The organism is Micromonospora sp. URMC 106, assembly GCF_051386395.1.
In the GTDB taxonomy this organism is placed as follows: Bacteria; Actinomycetota; Actinomycetes; order Mycobacteriales; family Micromonosporaceae; genus Micromonospora.
On the sequence record NZ_JBPQTP010000001.1, the window covers coordinates 39,874 to 54,624 of the forward strand.

Genomic DNA, 14,751 nt, shown 5'->3' on the forward strand with positions numbered 1-14,751 from the left:
GCTCGCCCGGGGAGACCCGTCACGAGCTGCCCACGCCACCCGTCGGATCCCCCGCCGCCAGCTCGCCGAGCGTGATCGGCTGCGCCAGCGGGCGCGACGTGTGCCCGGCCAGGTCCGCCACGCCGGGCCGCCGCGTCGCCTCCCGCGCGGTCAGGCAGGCCGTCGCGTAGCCGCAGATCCTGCCCTGGCACCAGCCCATGCCGGCCCGGGTCAGCAGCTTCGCGCCCCGGGCGTCCCCGGCGGCCAACTCCCGCACCGCCCGCCGTACCGCCCCGACCGGCACCTCCTCGCAGCGGCAGAGCAGCGTGTCGTCGTGGCACAGGTCCGGCCAGGAGGGCGGCACGGGATGCACCGCGTGCAGCGCCGCGGCGAACCGGCGTAGCCGGCGCCGGGTCCGCAGCAGCCGGTCCTGCCGCCTGGCGGACCAGGGCAGGGGACGGCGCAGGGACACGGCGACGGCGCCGCCGGCGAGCTGCCCCTCGACCAGGGCCAGCCCGGCCCCGCCGACCCCGGTGACCTCCCCGGCGGCGTACACCCCCGGCACCGAGGTCGCCTGGTCCGAGCCGACGTCCAGCACCAGGCTGCCGTCCCGGTCCAACCGGGTGGCGCAGCCGAGCGCCGTCGCCAGCTCCAGCTGTGGGGTGAACCCGAAGCCGACCGCGAGGCCGTCGCACTCCACAGCGGTCTCGCTGCCCGGCACGACGGCGCCGCGCGGGCCGACCGCGGCGACCGTCACCCCGGTCAACCGGTCGGTGCCGTGCGCCGCGACCACCGTCGTCCGCCGGTGGTAGGGCACCCGGTGGCGCAGCATCCGCCACCCGTACCGCCCGGCTTCGGCGAGCTTGCCGGCCGCGCCGAGGACCGGGCGGACCTGCCGCACGTACCCGAGCGGGTCGTTGGCCTCGTACACGCCGACCACCGTGCCGCCCGCCTCGGCGAGGCCGGTCGCGACCGGCAGCAGGAACGGGCCGGTGCCCGCCACCACGACCCTCCGGGCGAAGACCACGCCCTGCCCCTTGAGCAGGGCCTGAGCGCCGCCGGCGGTGACCACGCCGGGCAGGTCCCAGCCGGGGAACGGCACGACCCGGTCGTGGGCGCCGGTGGCGATGACGAGCCGTCGGCCGTGCACGACCCCCGCGCGGGTGTGGACGGCGAACCACGGGCCGGCGGGGTCGGGGCGGGACTCGACGAACCAGACGGCGGCGTCCGTGCGGTGGTCGACCCGGCGCAGCCGGGCCCGCAGCCCGGTGAACGTCGACCAGTCGTGGTGCCCCCGGCCGTCCGCGCCGGAGCGGTGGCGCCAGTACTGTCCGCCCGGACGCGGCCCGGCGTCCAGCACGGCCACCCGGCAACCGGCGTCGGCGGCGCTGACCGCCGCCGCCAACCCGGCGGGGCCGGCGCCGACCACCAGCACGTCGTACGCGGTCATGCCCGCTCCCGCAGCTCGTCCTGGGGCTCGACCGCGTCGCCGGGCCGGGCGGTCACCAGGCAGGCCCGCTGGGACGGTACGCCGTTGACCCGGACCAGGCAGTCGAAGCAGACGCCTATCCCGCAGAACACTCCCCGCGGCCGGCCCCCGACACGGGTGTGCCGCCACGAGCGGATGCCGGCGGCGAGCAGGGCGGCGGCGATCGTCTGCTCCCCGTCGGTGGGGATCGGGCGGCCGTCAAAGGTGAACATCGTGACGCTCCGGTGCGAAGGGTCGTAGGTCTGTGCGCGGCGGCCGGCCGGTCAGCAGGGCCGCGACGGCCTCGCCGGTCGCCGGGGCGAGCCCGATCCCCGCCCCCTCGTGACCGGCGGCGTGGTGCAGGCCCGGCGCCCGGGGGTCGGCGCCGATGGTCGGCAGGTGGTCGGGGCTGTACGGCCGGAAGCCCCGGTAGGCGCGGATCGCCGACACGGCGCCGAGGACCGGGAACAGCCGCACCGCGCCCGCGGCGAGCCCGCGCAGTGCCGGCAGCGAGAAGGCCGGATCGAATCCCACCCGTTCCCGGGTGGACCCGATCAGGACCGTGCCCGCCCGCGTCCCCTCGACCACCGGGGACACCTGCAGGTCGGTGGAGCTGCGCCCGACGTTGGCGACGTAGTCGGCGGCGTAAACCTTGTGCCGGATGAGCGCGGGCAGCGGCTCGGTGACCAGGACGAAGCCGCGCCGGGGCAGGATCGGCAGGTGCGCGCCGGCCAGGGCGGCGACCTCCGCGGCCCAGACCCCGGCGGCGTTGACCACCGCCCTCGTGGGCAGCAGCCCCCGGTCGGTCTGCACGCCCCGGATCGCCCCGGCGGCGTCCCGGGGGAGGCCGACCACCCTGGTGCCGGTCAGCACCGTCACCCCGGCCGCGCGGAGCAGGTGGGCGGCGGCGAGCATCGGCTGCACCTGCATGTCCTGCGGGTAGTGCACGCCGCCGGCCAGGTCCGTCGCCAGGTGCGGCTCGTGGTCGGACAACTCGTCGGCGGCCACCTCGTACGCCTCGACCCCGGCGGCGCGCTGGCCGGCGGCGAAGGCACGCAGCGCGGCGTCCTCCGCCGGCGAGGCCGCCACCACCAGGCCGCCCTTGTGTTCCAGCTCGAAGCGCGCCCCGCCCACGGCGTCGCCGAGTTCCCGCCACAGCTCCGCGGAACGACGCGCGAGGTCCAGCTCCGGGCCGGGTGGCTTGTCGGAGACCAGGATGTTGCCCTCACCGGCGCCGGTGGTGCCGGAGGCCACCCCGCCACGGTCGACCACGGTGACCGTCAGCCCCGCCCGGGCGGCGTAGTACGCGCAGGCGACGCCGGTCATCCCGGCTCCGACGACGACGACGTCCGCAGCGGTCACGAACCGACCTGGTGCATCCACGTCTCGACGTCGTCCGCCCGCCTCGGCAGGCCGTCGGAGAGCAGCCGGTACCCGTCGTCGGTGATCAGGACGTCCTCCTCGATGCGCAGGCCCAGCCCGCGCAACTCGGCGGGGATCAGCTCGTCGTCGGGCTGGAAGTACAGCCCCGGCTCGACCGTGAGCACGTGCCCGGCCTCGAGCCGCCCGTCCAGATAGCTGCCGGCCCGGGCGGCGGCGCAGTCGTGCACGTCCAGACCGAGCATGTGACCCGAGCCGCACAGGGTCCACCGGCGGTACAGGCCGGAGTCCTCCGCCAGGGCCCGCTCCGCCGAACAGGGCAGCACCCCGAGGTCCGCGAGCCCGTACGCCAGCACCGTCATCGCGGCCCGGTGGAACGCCCGGAACTCGACGCCGGGTTTCAGGCACTCCAGGGCGGCGTCGTTGGCCTGTCGGCACAGCTCGTACAGGTCACGCTGCAACGGGCTGAACCGGCCGGACACCGGGAAGACCCGGGTGATGTCCGCGGTGTACAGCGACCGGGTCTCCGCGCCCGCGTCGAGCAGCAACAGGTCGCCGTCGCGGACCGGCCCGTCGTTGTCGATCCAGTGCAGCGTGGCCGCGTGCGCGCCGGCGGCCACGATCGAGTGGTAGCCGACGTCGTTGCCCTCGAGGCGGGCGCGCTGCCAGAACACCCCCTCCAGGTACCGCTCGGAGGTGCGCTTCGCCGTCGGCAGGGCCCGGACCACGTCCTCGAACCCGCGGGTGGTGATCGCCACGGCCTGTTCGAGCTGGTCGATCTCCCAGGCGTCCTTGACCAGCCGCAGCTCGGCCAGCACGGCGGCGAACTCCGCGTCGCCCGGCCCGGCCGCGTCGGCGAGCAGCGCGTCCACGCGCCCGTCGACGCCGCGCAGCACCCGGGTCGGGACGCGCGGCCCGGACAGCGCCGCCTCCAACTCGGCCACGTGCCGGGTCGGCACCGCCAAGCGCCGGCTGCTCTCCCCGAGGGTGGGACGGCGGCCGGCCCACAACTCGCCGTACACCCGGTCCCGGAAGAACTCTCCGCTGCGCCGGTCCGAGCGGGGCCGCAGGAACAGGGTCGCCTCGCCGTCGGGTTCGACCACCAGGACCCCGTCGGAGGACTGGTCGCCGGTGAGCCAGGCGTACGCCGAGTGCGGCCGGAAGCGGTAACTCTGGTCGTTGGACCGCTGCTTGTACCCGCCGGCGGGGACGACGAGCCGTTCGCCGGGGAACCGGGCGTGCAGTCGCGCCCGCCGCGCCCCGGTCCAGCCGGCGACGTCGTCGACGGGCAGGTCGTGCTGCTCGCTGTCGGCCCAGCCGGAGAGCATGAACTCCTCCAGGGCGGGGCTGACCGGCAGGTCGTGGCTGCCGGTGTGCAGGTCGGTGCGGTTCACGCGGACTCCTCGGCGGGGACGGGCGGGGGTGGGGGAGCGGCGAGGGTGACGGTGCGGGTCGAGGTGTAGAAGTCGAGCGCGGCGGTCCCCTGCTCGCGCGGACCGTGGCTGGAGGCCTTCTCGCCGCCGAACGGCGCGTGGAAGTCCACCCCGGTGGTCGGCGCGTTGACGCGGATCAGGCCGCTGTCGACGCCGCGTGCCGCCTCGAGCAGCAGGCCGAGGTCGCGGCCGTGCACCGAGGTCACCAGCCCGTACCGCACGTCGTTGACCAGCGTGATCGCGGCGGCCAGGTCCGGCACGGCGAAGATGGTGGCCAGCGGCCCGAACGTCTCCTCCCGGGCCACCGGGTGGCCCGGGTCGAGGCGGTCGAGCAGCACCGGCGCGACGAGGAGGCCGGTGTCGCCGCCGGGTGTGAGGACCCGCCCGCCGTCGGCCCGGGCGGCCTCGACGGCGTCGCGGACCCGGTCGCGCGCGACCGGGGTGATGACGGGGCCGACGGCGACGTCGGCCCGCGCCGGGTCACCGCACGGCAGTGCCGCCACCGCGGCCACCAGCGCCTCGGTGAGCGGCGCGGGGTCCCCGACCACGACGATCCGCCTGGTCGCGGTGCACTTCTGGCCGGCGTACCCCATCGCGGCGGCGGCGAGCATCGCGGCGGTCGCGGCGAGGTCGGCGTCGGGCAGCACCACGGCGGCGTTCTGCCCGCCCATCTCCGCCTGGACCGGCACGCCGGCGCGGGCGGCGGCGACGGCCACCTCGGCGCCCACCGCCGCCGACCCGGTGAACGAGACGACGTCGGCCGCGTCGATGACGGCCTGGCCGGTCTCCGCGCCGCCGGGTAGGACCTGCAGCAGCCCGTCGGGAAGCAGCCCGTCGAACAGGCGCCCCACCGCCTCGGCGCAGGCGAGCGCCTCGGGGGACGGCTTGAGTAGCACCGCGTTGCCGGTGGCCAGGGCGGGGGCGGCCTTCCACAGCGGAATCGCCACCGGGAAGTTCCAGGGGGTGACGAGCCCGGCGACGCCGCGGGGTCGCCGTTCGGTGTACAGCAGGCCGGGCTGCTCCGCCGGGAGGGACGGCGGCAGCAGGTCCCCGGTGGCGGCGAAGCAGGACTGCGCGTAGTAGTCGAGGATCGCGGCGGCCCGGCCGACCTCGGCGCGGGCCTCGGCCACGGGCTTGCCCACCTCGCGGACGATCAGGTCGGCGGTCGCGTCGGCGCGCGCGCGCATCCGCTCCGCCGCCACGCGCAGGGCGGAGGCGCGGCCGGCCGGTCCCTCCCGTCGCCATACGGCCTGCGCCACGCGGGCCCGGGCGGCCAGGTCCGCCACGCGGTGCGGGGGGACCGGGGCGTGTTCCGCGACGACGTCGTCCGGGTTCTGGGGGGAACGGCTCTGGATCAGTTCACTCACAACAGGAATCCCGCCGGGAAGGGGTCGTCAGGGTCGAGGAAGTGCTGTGCGGTGCCGGTGAGCCACGCCCGGCCCGTGATGGTCGGTACCACCGCGGGTCGGCCCGCCACGGTGGCCGTGCCGACCAGCCGGCCGGTGAACCGGGTGCCGAGCAGCGACTCGTTGACGAAGTCCTGGTCCAGGGGGAGGAGCCCTCGGGCGTGCAGCTGGGCCATCCTCGCCGAGGTGCCGGTCCCGCAGGGGGAGCGGTCGAACCAGCCCGGGTGGATCACCATGGCGTGCCGGGACAGGCGGGCGGTCGACCCCTCGGCGACCAGGTGGACGTGACGGCAGCCGGAGATCTCCGGCTGCTCCGGGTGTACCGGGGCCTTCTCGTCGTTGATCGCCGCCATGATGGCCAGGCCGACGTCCAGCAGCCGCTGCCTGTCGGCCCGGTCGAGGCGCAGCCCCAGCCGGGGGAGGTCCACGATGGCGTAGAAGTTGCCACCGTAGGCGAGGTCGTAGCGGACCTGCCCGTAGCCGGGTATCTCGACGGTGGCGTCCAGTTCCGCCACGAAGGAGGGGACGTTGCGGATGGTGACGCCGGTGGCGCGGCCGTCGGCGACGGCCACCGACGCCACCACCAGCCCGGCCGGGGTGTCCAGGCGGACGGTGGTCACCGGCTCGGTGACGGCCACCATGCCGGTCTCGACCAGCACGGTGGCCACGCCGATGGTGCCGTGCCCGCACATCGGCAGGCAGCCGGACACCTCGATGTAGACCACGCCGACGTCGGCGTCCGGCCGGGTCGGCGGCTGCAGGATCGCTCCGGACATCGCCGAGTGGCCCCGGGGTTCGTACATCAGGAAGGTGCGCAGGTCGTCGAGGTGGGTCATCAGGTGTTCCCGGCGCTGCGCCATGGTGGCGCCGGGGAGCACCGGGACGCCGCCGGTCACCACGCGGGTGGGCATCCCCTCGGTGTGCGAGTCGACGACGTGGATGACGCGGTTGCTGCGCATCAGCGGTGCCCCGCCGCGATCAGCTTCTCGGTGGTCGCGCGGATGTCCTCGGCGTCCGCCGGTGCGAGCGGCTGCCGGGGCTGGCGGGTGGGTCCGCCGGTCCGGCCGGCCACGTCCATGGAGAGCTTGATCGCCTGGACGAACTCGGTGCGGGAGTCCCAGCGCAGCAGCGGGTGCAGGGCCCGGTAGAGCGGCGTCGCGGCGGCCAGGTCGCCGGAGACCGCGGCCTGGTAGAGGCGCACGCAGCTGGCCGGGAGGGCGTTCTGGTAGCCGCCGATCCAGCCGACCGCGCCCGCGACCAGCAGTTCGAGCGCCACGTCGTCCGCGCCGGCCAGGACGTCGAGCCCGGGTGCGAGTTCCGCGATCGTGTACGCGCGGCGGACGTCGCCGCTGAACTCCTTGACCGCGACGATCAGGCCCTCGTCGTGCAGGCGGCGCAGCAGGGTCGGCGTGAGGTCCACCCGGGTGTCGAGCGGGTTGTTGTAGGCGACGATCGGCAGGCCGGCCCTGGCCGCCTCGCGGTAGTGCGCCAGCACGGCGGCGTCGTCCGCGCGGTAGGCCGTGGGCGGCAGCAGCATGACCGCCGGGCAGCCCGCCTCACCGGCCTGCTCCGCCCAGCGTCGCGCTTCGTCGGCGCCGTAGGCGGACACGCCGGGAATCACCGCGAACCCGGGCGGTGCGGCCTGTACCGCCGTGCGCACCACGGCCGCGCGTTCGTCGGCGCTGAGCACCTGGTACTCCCCCAGGGAGCCGTTGGGGACGACACCGTGGCAGCCGTTGTCGGCGAGCCACCGGACGTGGGCGGCGTAGGTGTCGTGGTCGATGGTCAGGTCGGTGCGGCGGAACGGTAGGGCGGTCGCCACCAGGACGCCTCGCCAGGGCATGTGCGCCATGCAGCCTCCAGTAATATGTTACATAGCACCGTAGCAGGGTCGGCGGCGCCGTCAAAAGCCCCGGAACGTGCCCATGCGGCGGACGACCGGCGGGCCGGCCGCCCGCACGAGTCGCGCTGCCTCCCGCGCGCCGCCCTACCGCTCCGGGCGGGCGGCCCAGATGCCCCGGACGTGCCGCAGGTGACGCCGCATCAGGTCGACCACCGCCTCCCGGTCACCCGCCGCGAGCAGCTCCACCAGCTCGACGTGCTCATTCGCCGACGCCACCAGCTGCCCGCTCTCGACCAGCGCGTCGAGCCCGTACAGGCGGGTGCGGCTACGCAGGTCGGCCACGGTCTCCACCAGCCGCAGGTTCCCGCCCGCGCGCAGCACGGTCAGGTGGAACTCGTGGTCCGCCTCGACGTACGTCACGACGTCGCCCCGACCCGCCGCCGTGACGATCGCCTCCGCCAGGGCTGACAGCTCGCGCAGTTGCCCGGTGGACAGCCGGCCGACCTGGTCGGCGACCACCGGAATCTCCAACAGCTCCCGGATCTCCGTGATCTCGTCGAGTTCCCGTTCGGAGAGGGACCTGATGCGGAATCCCTTGTTCTTGACGATCGTGACCAGGCCCTCCTTGGCGAGGTCGAGGATCGCCTCCCGCACCGGGGTCGGGGAGACCCCGAACTGGGTCGCCAGCGTCGGGGCCGAGTAGGTCTTCTCGGGCCTGAGCTGACCGGCCACGATCGCCGCGCGGAGCGCCTGCGCCACCTCCTCGCGGAGGCTCTGCCGGTTCCGCAGCGCCGTCAGCGCCGGCCCTCCGGTGGGGCGAACGCCGCCCGCCTGCCAGTCGGCTGCCACAACCACCCCACCCTGGCTCGTCAGCCAGCGCCTCACCCCTCGGACCGTCGTCCCGCGTCACCGTACGCCCGGCCGACGCCGCCGCCCGGCTTCAGGTGCCCGAAGCGGTGCGGCGCCGTCCCGTCCCGGTGTCACCGCCATCCGCACGCCGATCCCGGAGCTTACCCGGTGGCGCCGGTCGCGCCGGCCTCGTCCGCCCCGGCGGGCGCCCGCCGGATCGTCTGTCGCGGCTCCGGGCGCTCGTCACGGAAGTGCGTCTTCGCGCGCCCGACGAATGTGATCGCCTCCGGTTTCTCCGGCGGCGGGGACACCCGTTCGGCGGTGCGGAGAGCAGCGGCTGGAGATCGTCAGCGGTGATAGGCTCCCGCGGTGCCGATCACGGAGACCGACATCCGCCACCTGCGGCGCTGTGTCGAACTCGCGGCCGAGGCCCTGGCCGACGGCGACGAGCCCTTCGGGTCCGTCCTGGTCGACGGCGCCGGTGCCGTGCTGTTCGAGGACCGCAACCGGGTGAAGGGCGGCGACCAGACCCGCCATCCGGAGTTCGAGATCGCCCGCTGGTCCGCGGCGAACATGAGCCCGGCCGAACGCGCGGCGGCGACCGTGTACACCTCCGGCGAGCACTGTCCGATGTGTGCGGCGGCGCACGGCTGGGTCGGGCTCGGCCGCATCGTCTACGCCACGTCGTCCGCGCAGCTGCAGGGTTGGCTGCGGGAGTGGGATGTGCCCGCCGCGCCGGTGGCGGCACTGCCGATCACCGACGTCGTGCCGGGGGTCCGCGTCGACGGGCCGGTCGACGAGTTGGCGGCCGAGGTCGAGTCGCTCCACCGGCGGCGTTTCGCCCGGGCGCGATGATCGCGCACGCGGCGATGCCGTCGGCAGCGGGGACGGCCCGACCGGGATCGGCGTGGCGGAGGCACGGTCCCGCGTCGGGGTGAGCACGTTCTGCCGGGTTGCCGTCGCTGCGTAGGCGCGCGGCCGCGCCCGTCGTGTCGGACGTCGCCCCGGTCGCGCGGCCGACACCGCTACCGAGCCGCCGCGTCCGCGTCCGCGTCCGCGTCCGCGTCCGCGACGGACGCCAGCACGACGTGGCCGTCGAGGGCGGTCACCCCGATCACCGCGCAGCCGCCGACCAGCCAGTAGCCGGAGCGCCGGGCGAGCCTGCCGGCGCCTTCCATCGACCCGATGGCCCGCGCCGGCGACCCGTGCTTCGACGCGGCCGACTACGTGCTGGAGGGCCTGGACCGCGCGGAGGTGCTGCGCCGGCGCGACGAGCTGGCCGCGGCGGCCGGGGCCCGCACCGCCGGCCCGCGTGCCGGACGCAGCCGCCTACCCGCTGGGCCCGCGACGCCGTGCTGATCACGTCGTCCAGCACGTCGCGGGAACTGGTCAGCTCGGTGATCATCCGATCGATGCGGGCGCGTTCCGCGCTCAGCTCGGCGACCAACTGGGGCGTGGCGATCTCCGAGGGGCCGCCGTCGGCGTCGCGCATGCACGGGAGCAGCCGCGCGATCCGCTTGCTGTGCAGCCCCGCGGCGAACAACTCCTGGATGCGGATGACCCGGTCGACCGCCCACTCCGGATAGTCGCGCTGGCCGCCGGGCGTGCGGTCGGCCGTCAGCAGGCCCTGCTGCTCGTAGTAGCGCAGCGATCGCTCGCTCACCCCGGTGCGCCGCGCGAGCTCACCGATCCGCATCGCATCCTCCGGACTTGAACCTGACACCGATGTTAGCTTCTACCTTGTCGGCATGACGGACACGAGCACGACCGACACGGCGGAGAACCGGCTCTTCGACTACAGCCCGATCACCGACCGCCCCCGGATCAGCTGGCCCGGTGGCGCCAGGGTCGCCGCCTACATCGGGCTGAACGTCGAGCACTTCCTGCTCGACCGACCCTCCACCAGCATCTGGCCCGGAACGGCGGACCTGGTCCCCGACGCGCTGAACTACGGCTGGCGGGACTACGGCTCCCGCGTCGGCATCTGGCGCGCCGTCGACAGCCTCGACCGGCACGACATCCGGGCGAGTGTGCTGCTGAACTCCGCCGTCGCTCACCACCACCCCCAGATCGTCGAGGCCGGCCTGAGCCGGAACTGGGCCTGGCTCGCGCACGGGCGGACCAACTCGATCCTGCATGCCGGCATGTCGCTCGACGAGGAGCGCCGGTTCCTCACCGATGTCGTCGACACGATCGGCGCCGCCACCGGCCGGCGGCCGCAGGGCTGGATGGGTCCGGGGCTGACCGAGACGTTCCACACGCCGACGTTGCTCGCCGAACTGGGACTGAGCTACCTGCTGGACTGGACCAACGACGACCAGCCCTACCGGCTGAACGTGCCGGGCATGGTCAGCGTCCCGTACTCGGTCGAACTCAACGACCTCCTGCTGTTCGGCAGGGGCGTCACCGGGCCCGAGTTCGTCCAGATCGTCAGGGACCAGTACGAGCAGTTGCACGCGGACTCCGAGCACAGCGGCCGGGTCATGGCGCTGGCCCTGCACCCGTTCGTCATCGGTCAGCCGTTCCGCGCCAAGTACCTGGACCAGGCGTTGGCGTACCTCGCGGCGCAGCCCGACATCTGGCTGACGACCAGCGACGAGATCGCCGCGCACTACCAGCGCACCGTCGTCGCACCCGGCCGGCCTCCCGCGTAGCGTCCGGTCGGCCTGTCCGGCCCCCGGCAGAGCGTCCTTCCCCGCCCCGGCGGGGAAGGACGCTCTGCCGGGCGGGACGTGCGGCCGGTCACGATCGATGCATGGTCCGTACCGGTCGTGCTTCCTTCGCTCAGGAACGACTCTCGCGCCTTTCCCGGCGCTGTCAGCTCGCGAAGGTGTGCTCGGGGAAGCCCGGCGCCTCGGGCCGGATCCGGAAGAGCGCCCCGGCCGGCGAACGGTCGTCGGCCGGCGGGCCCTGGTGGGGAGGTGGTGATGTAGAGGTCGGTGTGGTGGGGGCCGCCGAACGCGCTCAGACGACGGTGGCGGGAGTCTCCGGGGCCGCCGGGGTGGGATCGGCGTACGCGGCGGCGACCGTGGCCCGGTCGAAGACCCGCCAGGTCGCCGCGATCACCGCGAGGGCGACCACGAGCCCCACCCAGTAGGGCGCGGTCAGCCCGAACCGGGCGGCGACCACCCCGCCGAGCAGCGCGCCGAGGCAGTTGCCGCCGGCGGCGATGAACAGGTTCGTGCTGCCCACCCGGCCTTGCAGCGCGGCCGGGGTCAACCGCTGCCGCAGCGAGTTGGCGACGATGTTCCACAACGCGCTGTGCACCCCGAAGGCGAACAGCGCGACCCCGACGACCACCGCGCTGCGGGAGGCGGCCAGCGCCAGGTGCAGCCCCGCCTCCACCAGCAGGCCGATCCGGATGGTCCACGTCGCGGTGACCGCGGCGACGAGCCGGTCCCCGACGGCCGAGCCGAGCAGCCCACCGACCGCGAGGCAGGTGAAGAGGGCGCCGTAGCCGACCGAGCCGAGGCCCAGCCGTTGCGTGGCGAGCAGCACCAGCACCGCGAGGGCCGCGGTGAGGGTGAGGTTGAGCAGCCCGATCAGCAGGGTCATGGTGCGCAGCAGCCGCTGGGAGAGCAGCCAGCGGAACCCCTCGGCGACCTCCGCGCGCACCGAGCGGCGTCCGCCCGTCTCCGGCGATCCGCGGTACGACCCGGCCATCAGGCCGACGAGGACGGCGCTGAGGGCGTACGTGCCGGCGTTGACGGCGAAGGGGATGGCGGCGGCCACCACGAAGAGGAACCCGCCGAGCGGCCCGGCGACCATGTTGTGCATGACCGTGGTGCCCGCGCCCAGCCAGCCGTTGGCCCGCTCCAGCCGCGACCGGGGCACCACCGCCGGCAGCACCGCCTGGGCAGCCGTGCGGAACACCACCTCACCGGCGTTCACCACGAACAGCACGGCGTACAGCAGCGCCACCCCGGCCACGCCGGTGACGATCGCGCCGGCCAGCACCAGCAGGGCGGCCACCCGCACCCAGTCGATGGCGATCATCAGCCGACGCCGGTCGACCCGGTCGGCGAGGACCCCGCCGGGCAGCGAGAACAGCAGCCACGGCAGCCACGCCACCGCGGCGCCCGCCGACACGACCAACGGGTCGTCGGTCCGCGACGCCACGTACAGCGGCGCCGCCACCGTGGCCATCCCGCTGCCCAGCGCCGACGTGGTGCTGGCCGCCAGGAGCCAGGTGAAGCGCCTGCCGAGTCGTTCGCTCCTGATTGCCGTCACGGCGAGCGAACCTACCAGCGGCCGCGGCTTCCGCCGACCGGGTTACGGGCCCCGGTCCGTGCGCGGCAGCGGCCGCTCAGAACAGCGTCGACGGTCCGACCGGGGTCGGCTCGGGCAGCGGCTCGACGCCCGGCAGGCGCGCCCGCACCTCGTCGTGGAATCCGCGGGCGAGCTCGGGCGCGTCGGCGTTGTCCGGTGTGTGCACGAACACGGTCGGCGTGCGGCCCTCGCGCAGCCAGGTGGTCACCACGTCGAGCCACGGTTGCCAGCCCTCGACGGTCCGCGCGGGGTCGTCGCGGCCGAGGTACCGGACGATCGGCCGGTCGGTCAGCGCCCGGGTGCGCAGCGGTGTACGCGGCTTCCTGGTCCACGCCTCCCGCTCCGCGTCGCTGGTCGGCGGGGTGCGGAAGAAGGCGGTGGTGTCGAAGGGGATCCACTCCGCGCCGACCGTGTCGAGCGTGTCCTCCAACGTCCGCACCGCCCGGGGGTCGTCGAAGAACGCGGGGTGGCGGACCTCCACGGCGTAGCGGTGGTCGGCGGGGAGCCCGCGCAGGAAGCGGGCGAGCGAGGGTACGTCGGTGGGGCCGAACGAGCCGGGCAACTGGATCCAGAGGGCGTGGGCCCGTGGGCCGAGGGGCTCGATCGCGTCGAGGAAGACCCGCAGGTCCTCGTCGGCGCCGGTGAGCCGGCGTTCGTGCGTGACGACCTTCGGCAGCTTGAGCACGAACCGGAAGTCCGGGTCGGTCTGCCGCGCCCACGACGCCACCGTCTCCCGCCCCGGGGTCGCGTAGAAGGTGGTGTTCCCCTCGACGGCGGTGCACCACCCGGCGTAGGCGCGCAGCCGCTCGTGGGCCGGCAGCGGGTGCGGCAGGAAGCGCCCCTGCCAGGACTTGTGCGTCCACATGGCGCACCCCACGTGCAGGCGCATCGGAACCTCCCACCCCGCTCCGCCCGGCCCGGGGCGACCCGAGCCCCGAGTACGGTAGCCGGCCGGGGCCAGCCGTGCCGAAGGCAGGAGACGACGGCCGTGCGGACCACGTGCTGTCGGGGGAGTGACGCCGATGGCGCGGCCGTCAGTCGCCGAGGAGCCGCACGCCGACGTAGGCGGTGCCGGCCACCAGGAGCCAGCTGGCCAACCCCAGGGCCAGGGTGCGGCCGCCGGTGCGCCGGAGGGTGGGCAGGTGGATGCCGGTGCCGAGCCCGAAGAGCGCGGCGACGAGCAGGACGTGTTGCACGTGACGCGCGGCGGCTGCCGGCCGGTCCGGGATCAGCGGGGTGCTGGCGAGGGCGACCGCGACGAGGAACCCGACGAGGAACGGCGGCACCGCCGGCGGCCGCCGGCGCGGTGCGTCCGACACCCCTCCTGCGGCCCGGCGCGTGGCGAGGGCCACCGTGGCCACGAGGGGCGCGAGGAGCGCGACCCGGGCCAGCTTCACCGTGACGGCGGTGTGGAGCGCGCCGGGCACCTGGTTGGCGGTGGCGACCGTCTGCCCGATGTCGTGGACGCTGGCGCCGACCCATTCGCCGAACGCGACCGGGTCCAGGTCCAGCGGCCCGCGTAGCAGCGGCAGCAGGACGATGCCGAGGCTGCCGCACAGCGTGACCAGCGCCACCGCTGCGGGGGCGTCGTCGTCGTGGTGGTCCGTCACCTTCTCCATCGCCGCGACCGCCGAGGCACCGCAGATGGAGAAGCCGGTGGCGACCAGCAGCGAGCGGGCGCGGGAGACCCCGAGCAGCCGCCCGAGCAGCCGGGTGCCGGTGAACGTGACCACGACCGTGCCGACCACGACGGCGAGGCCCGGGACGCCTATCTGCGCGAGGTGGCCGAGGCTCAGCTGTAGGCCGAGGAGCACCACCGCGAGCTGCAGCAGGTGCCGGGAGGCCACCCGGGTGCCGGGACGCAACGCCGGCCGGTGCGCGCCGAGATTCACCACGAGCATCCCCAGCGCCACGGCGACCGTGGAGGCGGGCACGGCCGGCAGGACGCGCGTCACGGCGAACGCCACCGCGGTGGCCGCCGCGACCAGGAGCAGCCCGGGCATGGCGCTCGGTGCCCGGCGCGGTCGTGACCCGGGTTGCCGCGGTCGAGCGCCCTCGTGCCCGCGGTGAGCGTCGCGTACGGCCAGGGTGGGCCTGTTCCGGTCTCCGTTGACCACGGTGCCT

16 protein-coding genes and 1 pseudogene are annotated in these 14,751 nt (G+C 75.0%); 4 read left to right on the forward strand and 13 right to left on the reverse strand.

Going from position 1 to position 14,751, the window contains the following annotated elements; genetic code table 11:
* Positions 1 to 19: 19 nt before the first annotated feature.
* The 8 genes from ACSNOB_RS00100 to ACSNOB_RS00135 all read right to left on the reverse strand — a co-directional run bounded on the left by ACSNOB_RS00100 (position 20) and on the right by ACSNOB_RS00135 (position 8,358).
* A complete protein-coding gene (locus tag ACSNOB_RS00100) occupies positions 20 to 1,429 on the reverse strand; it encodes an FAD-dependent oxidoreductase (protein WP_436684357.1) in 1,410 nt (469 codons plus the stop codon).
* On the reverse strand, positions 1,426 to 1,680 hold the full coding sequence (locus ACSNOB_RS00105) for a (2Fe-2S)-binding protein (RefSeq protein ID WP_393106297.1): 255 nt from the start codon (positions 1,678 to 1,680) through the stop codon (positions 1,426 to 1,428). The genes ACSNOB_RS00100 and ACSNOB_RS00105 overlap by 4 nt, the downstream gene beginning before the upstream one ends.
* Positions 1,667 to 2,809, reverse strand: a complete 1,143-nt coding sequence (locus tag ACSNOB_RS00110) for an NAD(P)/FAD-dependent oxidoreductase (RefSeq protein ID WP_436684359.1) — start codon at positions 2,807 to 2,809, stop codon at positions 1,667 to 1,669. Before ACSNOB_RS00110 ends, ACSNOB_RS00105 begins: the two co-directional genes overlap by 14 nt.
* Positions 2,806 to 4,221, reverse strand: coding sequence for an aminopeptidase P family protein (locus ACSNOB_RS00115; RefSeq protein ID WP_436684361.1), 1,416 nt, complete (start codon positions 4,219 to 4,221; stop codon positions 2,806 to 2,808). The genes ACSNOB_RS00110 and ACSNOB_RS00115 overlap by 4 nt, the downstream gene beginning before the upstream one ends.
* Positions 4,218 to 5,627, reverse strand: coding sequence for an aldehyde dehydrogenase family protein (locus ACSNOB_RS00120; RefSeq protein WP_436684363.1), 1,410 nt, complete (start codon positions 5,625 to 5,627; stop codon positions 4,218 to 4,220). Before ACSNOB_RS00120 ends, ACSNOB_RS00115 begins: the two co-directional genes overlap by 4 nt.
* A complete protein-coding gene (locus tag ACSNOB_RS00125) occupies positions 5,624 to 6,625 on the reverse strand; it encodes a proline racemase family protein (protein ID WP_436684365.1) in 1,002 nt (333 codons plus the stop codon). The genes ACSNOB_RS00120 and ACSNOB_RS00125 overlap by 4 nt, the downstream gene beginning before the upstream one ends.
* The gene (locus ACSNOB_RS00130) at positions 6,625 to 7,518 is read right to left on the reverse strand and encodes a dihydrodipicolinate synthase family protein (RefSeq protein ID WP_436684367.1); all 894 of its coding nucleotides are present in this window, start codon (positions 7,516 to 7,518) and stop codon (positions 6,625 to 6,627) included. The genes ACSNOB_RS00125 and ACSNOB_RS00130 overlap by 1 nt, the downstream gene beginning before the upstream one ends.
* A gap of 135 nt (positions 7,519 to 7,653) precedes the next feature.
* Positions 7,654 to 8,358, reverse strand: coding sequence for a GntR family transcriptional regulator (locus ACSNOB_RS00135; RefSeq protein ID WP_436684369.1), 705 nt, complete (start codon positions 8,356 to 8,358; stop codon positions 7,654 to 7,656).
* A 369-nt stretch (positions 8,359 to 8,727) separates the two neighbouring features.
* Here ACSNOB_RS00135 and ACSNOB_RS00140 point away from each other — a divergent pair, with 369 nt between their 5' ends.
* On the forward strand, positions 8,728 to 9,213 hold the full coding sequence (locus tag ACSNOB_RS00140) for a nucleoside deaminase (protein WP_436684371.1): 486 nt from the start codon (positions 8,728 to 8,730) through the stop codon (positions 9,211 to 9,213).
* Between the two features lie 170 nt (positions 9,214 to 9,383).
* Here the strand turns inward: ACSNOB_RS00140 and ACSNOB_RS00145 are convergent, their stop codons facing one another.
* Entirely contained in the window at positions 9,384 to 9,536 is a 153-nt protein-coding gene (locus ACSNOB_RS00145; RefSeq protein WP_436684550.1) for a hypothetical protein, read from the reverse strand.
* A gap of 7 nt (positions 9,537 to 9,543) precedes the next feature.
* On the opposite strand from ACSNOB_RS00145, the gene ACSNOB_RS00150 reads away from it, so the two are divergent.
* Complete coding sequence (locus ACSNOB_RS00150; protein ID WP_436684552.1) at positions 9,544 to 9,717, forward strand: hypothetical protein; 174 nt, start codon at positions 9,544 to 9,546, stop codon at positions 9,715 to 9,717.
* A gap of 53 nt (positions 9,718 to 9,770) precedes the next feature.
* The gene (locus ACSNOB_RS00155) at positions 9,771 to 9,944 is read left to right on the forward strand and encodes a hypothetical protein (RefSeq protein ID WP_436684553.1); all 174 of its coding nucleotides are present in this window, start codon (positions 9,771 to 9,773) and stop codon (positions 9,942 to 9,944) included.
* On the opposite strand, the pseudogene ACSNOB_RS00160 reads toward ACSNOB_RS00155, so the two are convergent.
* A pseudogene (locus tag ACSNOB_RS00160) lies at positions 9,917 to 10,054 on the reverse strand (MerR family DNA-binding transcriptional regulator); the annotation flags it as partial. The gene ACSNOB_RS00155 and the pseudogene ACSNOB_RS00160 sit on opposite strands and share 28 nt — an antisense overlap.
* 52 nt (positions 10,055 to 10,106) lie before the next feature.
* On the opposite strand from ACSNOB_RS00160, the gene ACSNOB_RS00165 reads away from it, so the two are divergent.
* Positions 10,107 to 11,012, forward strand: coding sequence for a polysaccharide deacetylase family protein (locus ACSNOB_RS00165; RefSeq protein ID WP_436684373.1), 906 nt, complete (start codon positions 10,107 to 10,109; stop codon positions 11,010 to 11,012).
* A 310-nt stretch (positions 11,013 to 11,322) separates the two neighbouring features.
* Here the strand turns inward: ACSNOB_RS00165 and ACSNOB_RS00170 are convergent, their stop codons facing one another.
* The 3 genes from ACSNOB_RS00170 to ACSNOB_RS00180 form a co-directional block, all read right to left on the reverse strand.
* On the reverse strand, positions 11,323 to 12,588 hold the full coding sequence (locus ACSNOB_RS00170; protein WP_436684375.1) for an MFS transporter: 1,266 nt from the start codon (positions 12,586 to 12,588) through the stop codon (positions 11,323 to 11,325).
* A 76-nt stretch (positions 12,589 to 12,664) separates the two neighbouring features.
* The gene (locus tag ACSNOB_RS00175; RefSeq protein WP_436684547.1) at positions 12,665 to 13,492 is read right to left on the reverse strand and encodes a DUF72 domain-containing protein; all 828 of its coding nucleotides are present in this window, start codon (positions 13,490 to 13,492) and stop codon (positions 12,665 to 12,667) included.
* Positions 13,493 to 13,661: 169 nt separating this feature from the next.
* Positions 13,662 to 14,630: a YeiH family protein gene (locus tag ACSNOB_RS00180; protein WP_436684377.1), complete on the reverse strand. Its 969-nt coding sequence runs from the start codon at positions 14,628 to 14,630 to the stop codon at positions 13,662 to 13,664.
* Positions 14,631 to 14,751 lie beyond the last annotated feature (121 nt).

What these genes read in the sequence shown, in the direction of transcription:
- ACSNOB_RS00105 (WP_393106297.1), bottom strand. Translation starts at nt 1,680, where the DNA reads ATGTTCACCTTTGACGGCCGCCCGATCCCCACCGACGGGGAGCAGACG.
- ACSNOB_RS00150 (WP_436684552.1), top strand. Translation starts at nt 9,544, where the DNA reads ATGGCCCGCGCCGGCGACCCGTGCTTCGACGCGGCCGACTACGTGCTG.
- ACSNOB_RS00180 (WP_436684377.1), bottom strand. Translation starts at nt 14,630, where the DNA reads ATGCCCGGGCTGCTCCTGGTCGCGGCGGCCACCGCGGTGGCGTTCGCC.
- ACSNOB_RS00165 (WP_436684373.1), top strand. Translation starts at nt 10,107, where the DNA reads ATGACGGACACGAGCACGACCGACACGGCGGAGAACCGGCTCTTCGAC.
- ACSNOB_RS00145 (WP_436684550.1), bottom strand. Translation starts at nt 9,536, where the DNA reads ATGGAAGGCGCCGGCAGGCTCGCCCGGCGCTCCGGCTACTGGCTGGTC.
- ACSNOB_RS00100 (WP_436684357.1), bottom strand. Translation starts at nt 1,429, where the DNA reads ATGACCGCGTACGACGTGCTGGTGGTCGGCGCCGGCCCCGCCGGGTTG.
- ACSNOB_RS00125 (WP_436684365.1), bottom strand. Translation starts at nt 6,625, where the DNA reads ATGCGCAGCAACCGCGTCATCCACGTCGTCGACTCGCACACCGAGGGG.
- ACSNOB_RS00130 (WP_436684367.1), bottom strand. Translation starts at nt 7,518, where the DNA reads ATGGCGCACATGCCCTGGCGAGGCGTCCTGGTGGCGACCGCCCTACCG.
- ACSNOB_RS00155 (WP_436684553.1), top strand. Translation starts at nt 9,771, where the DNA reads ATGCGGGCGCGTTCCGCGCTCAGCTCGGCGACCAACTGGGGCGTGGCG.
- ACSNOB_RS00175 (WP_436684547.1), bottom strand. Translation starts at nt 13,492, where the DNA reads ATGTGGACGCACAAGTCCTGGCAGGGGCGCTTCCTGCCGCACCCGCTG.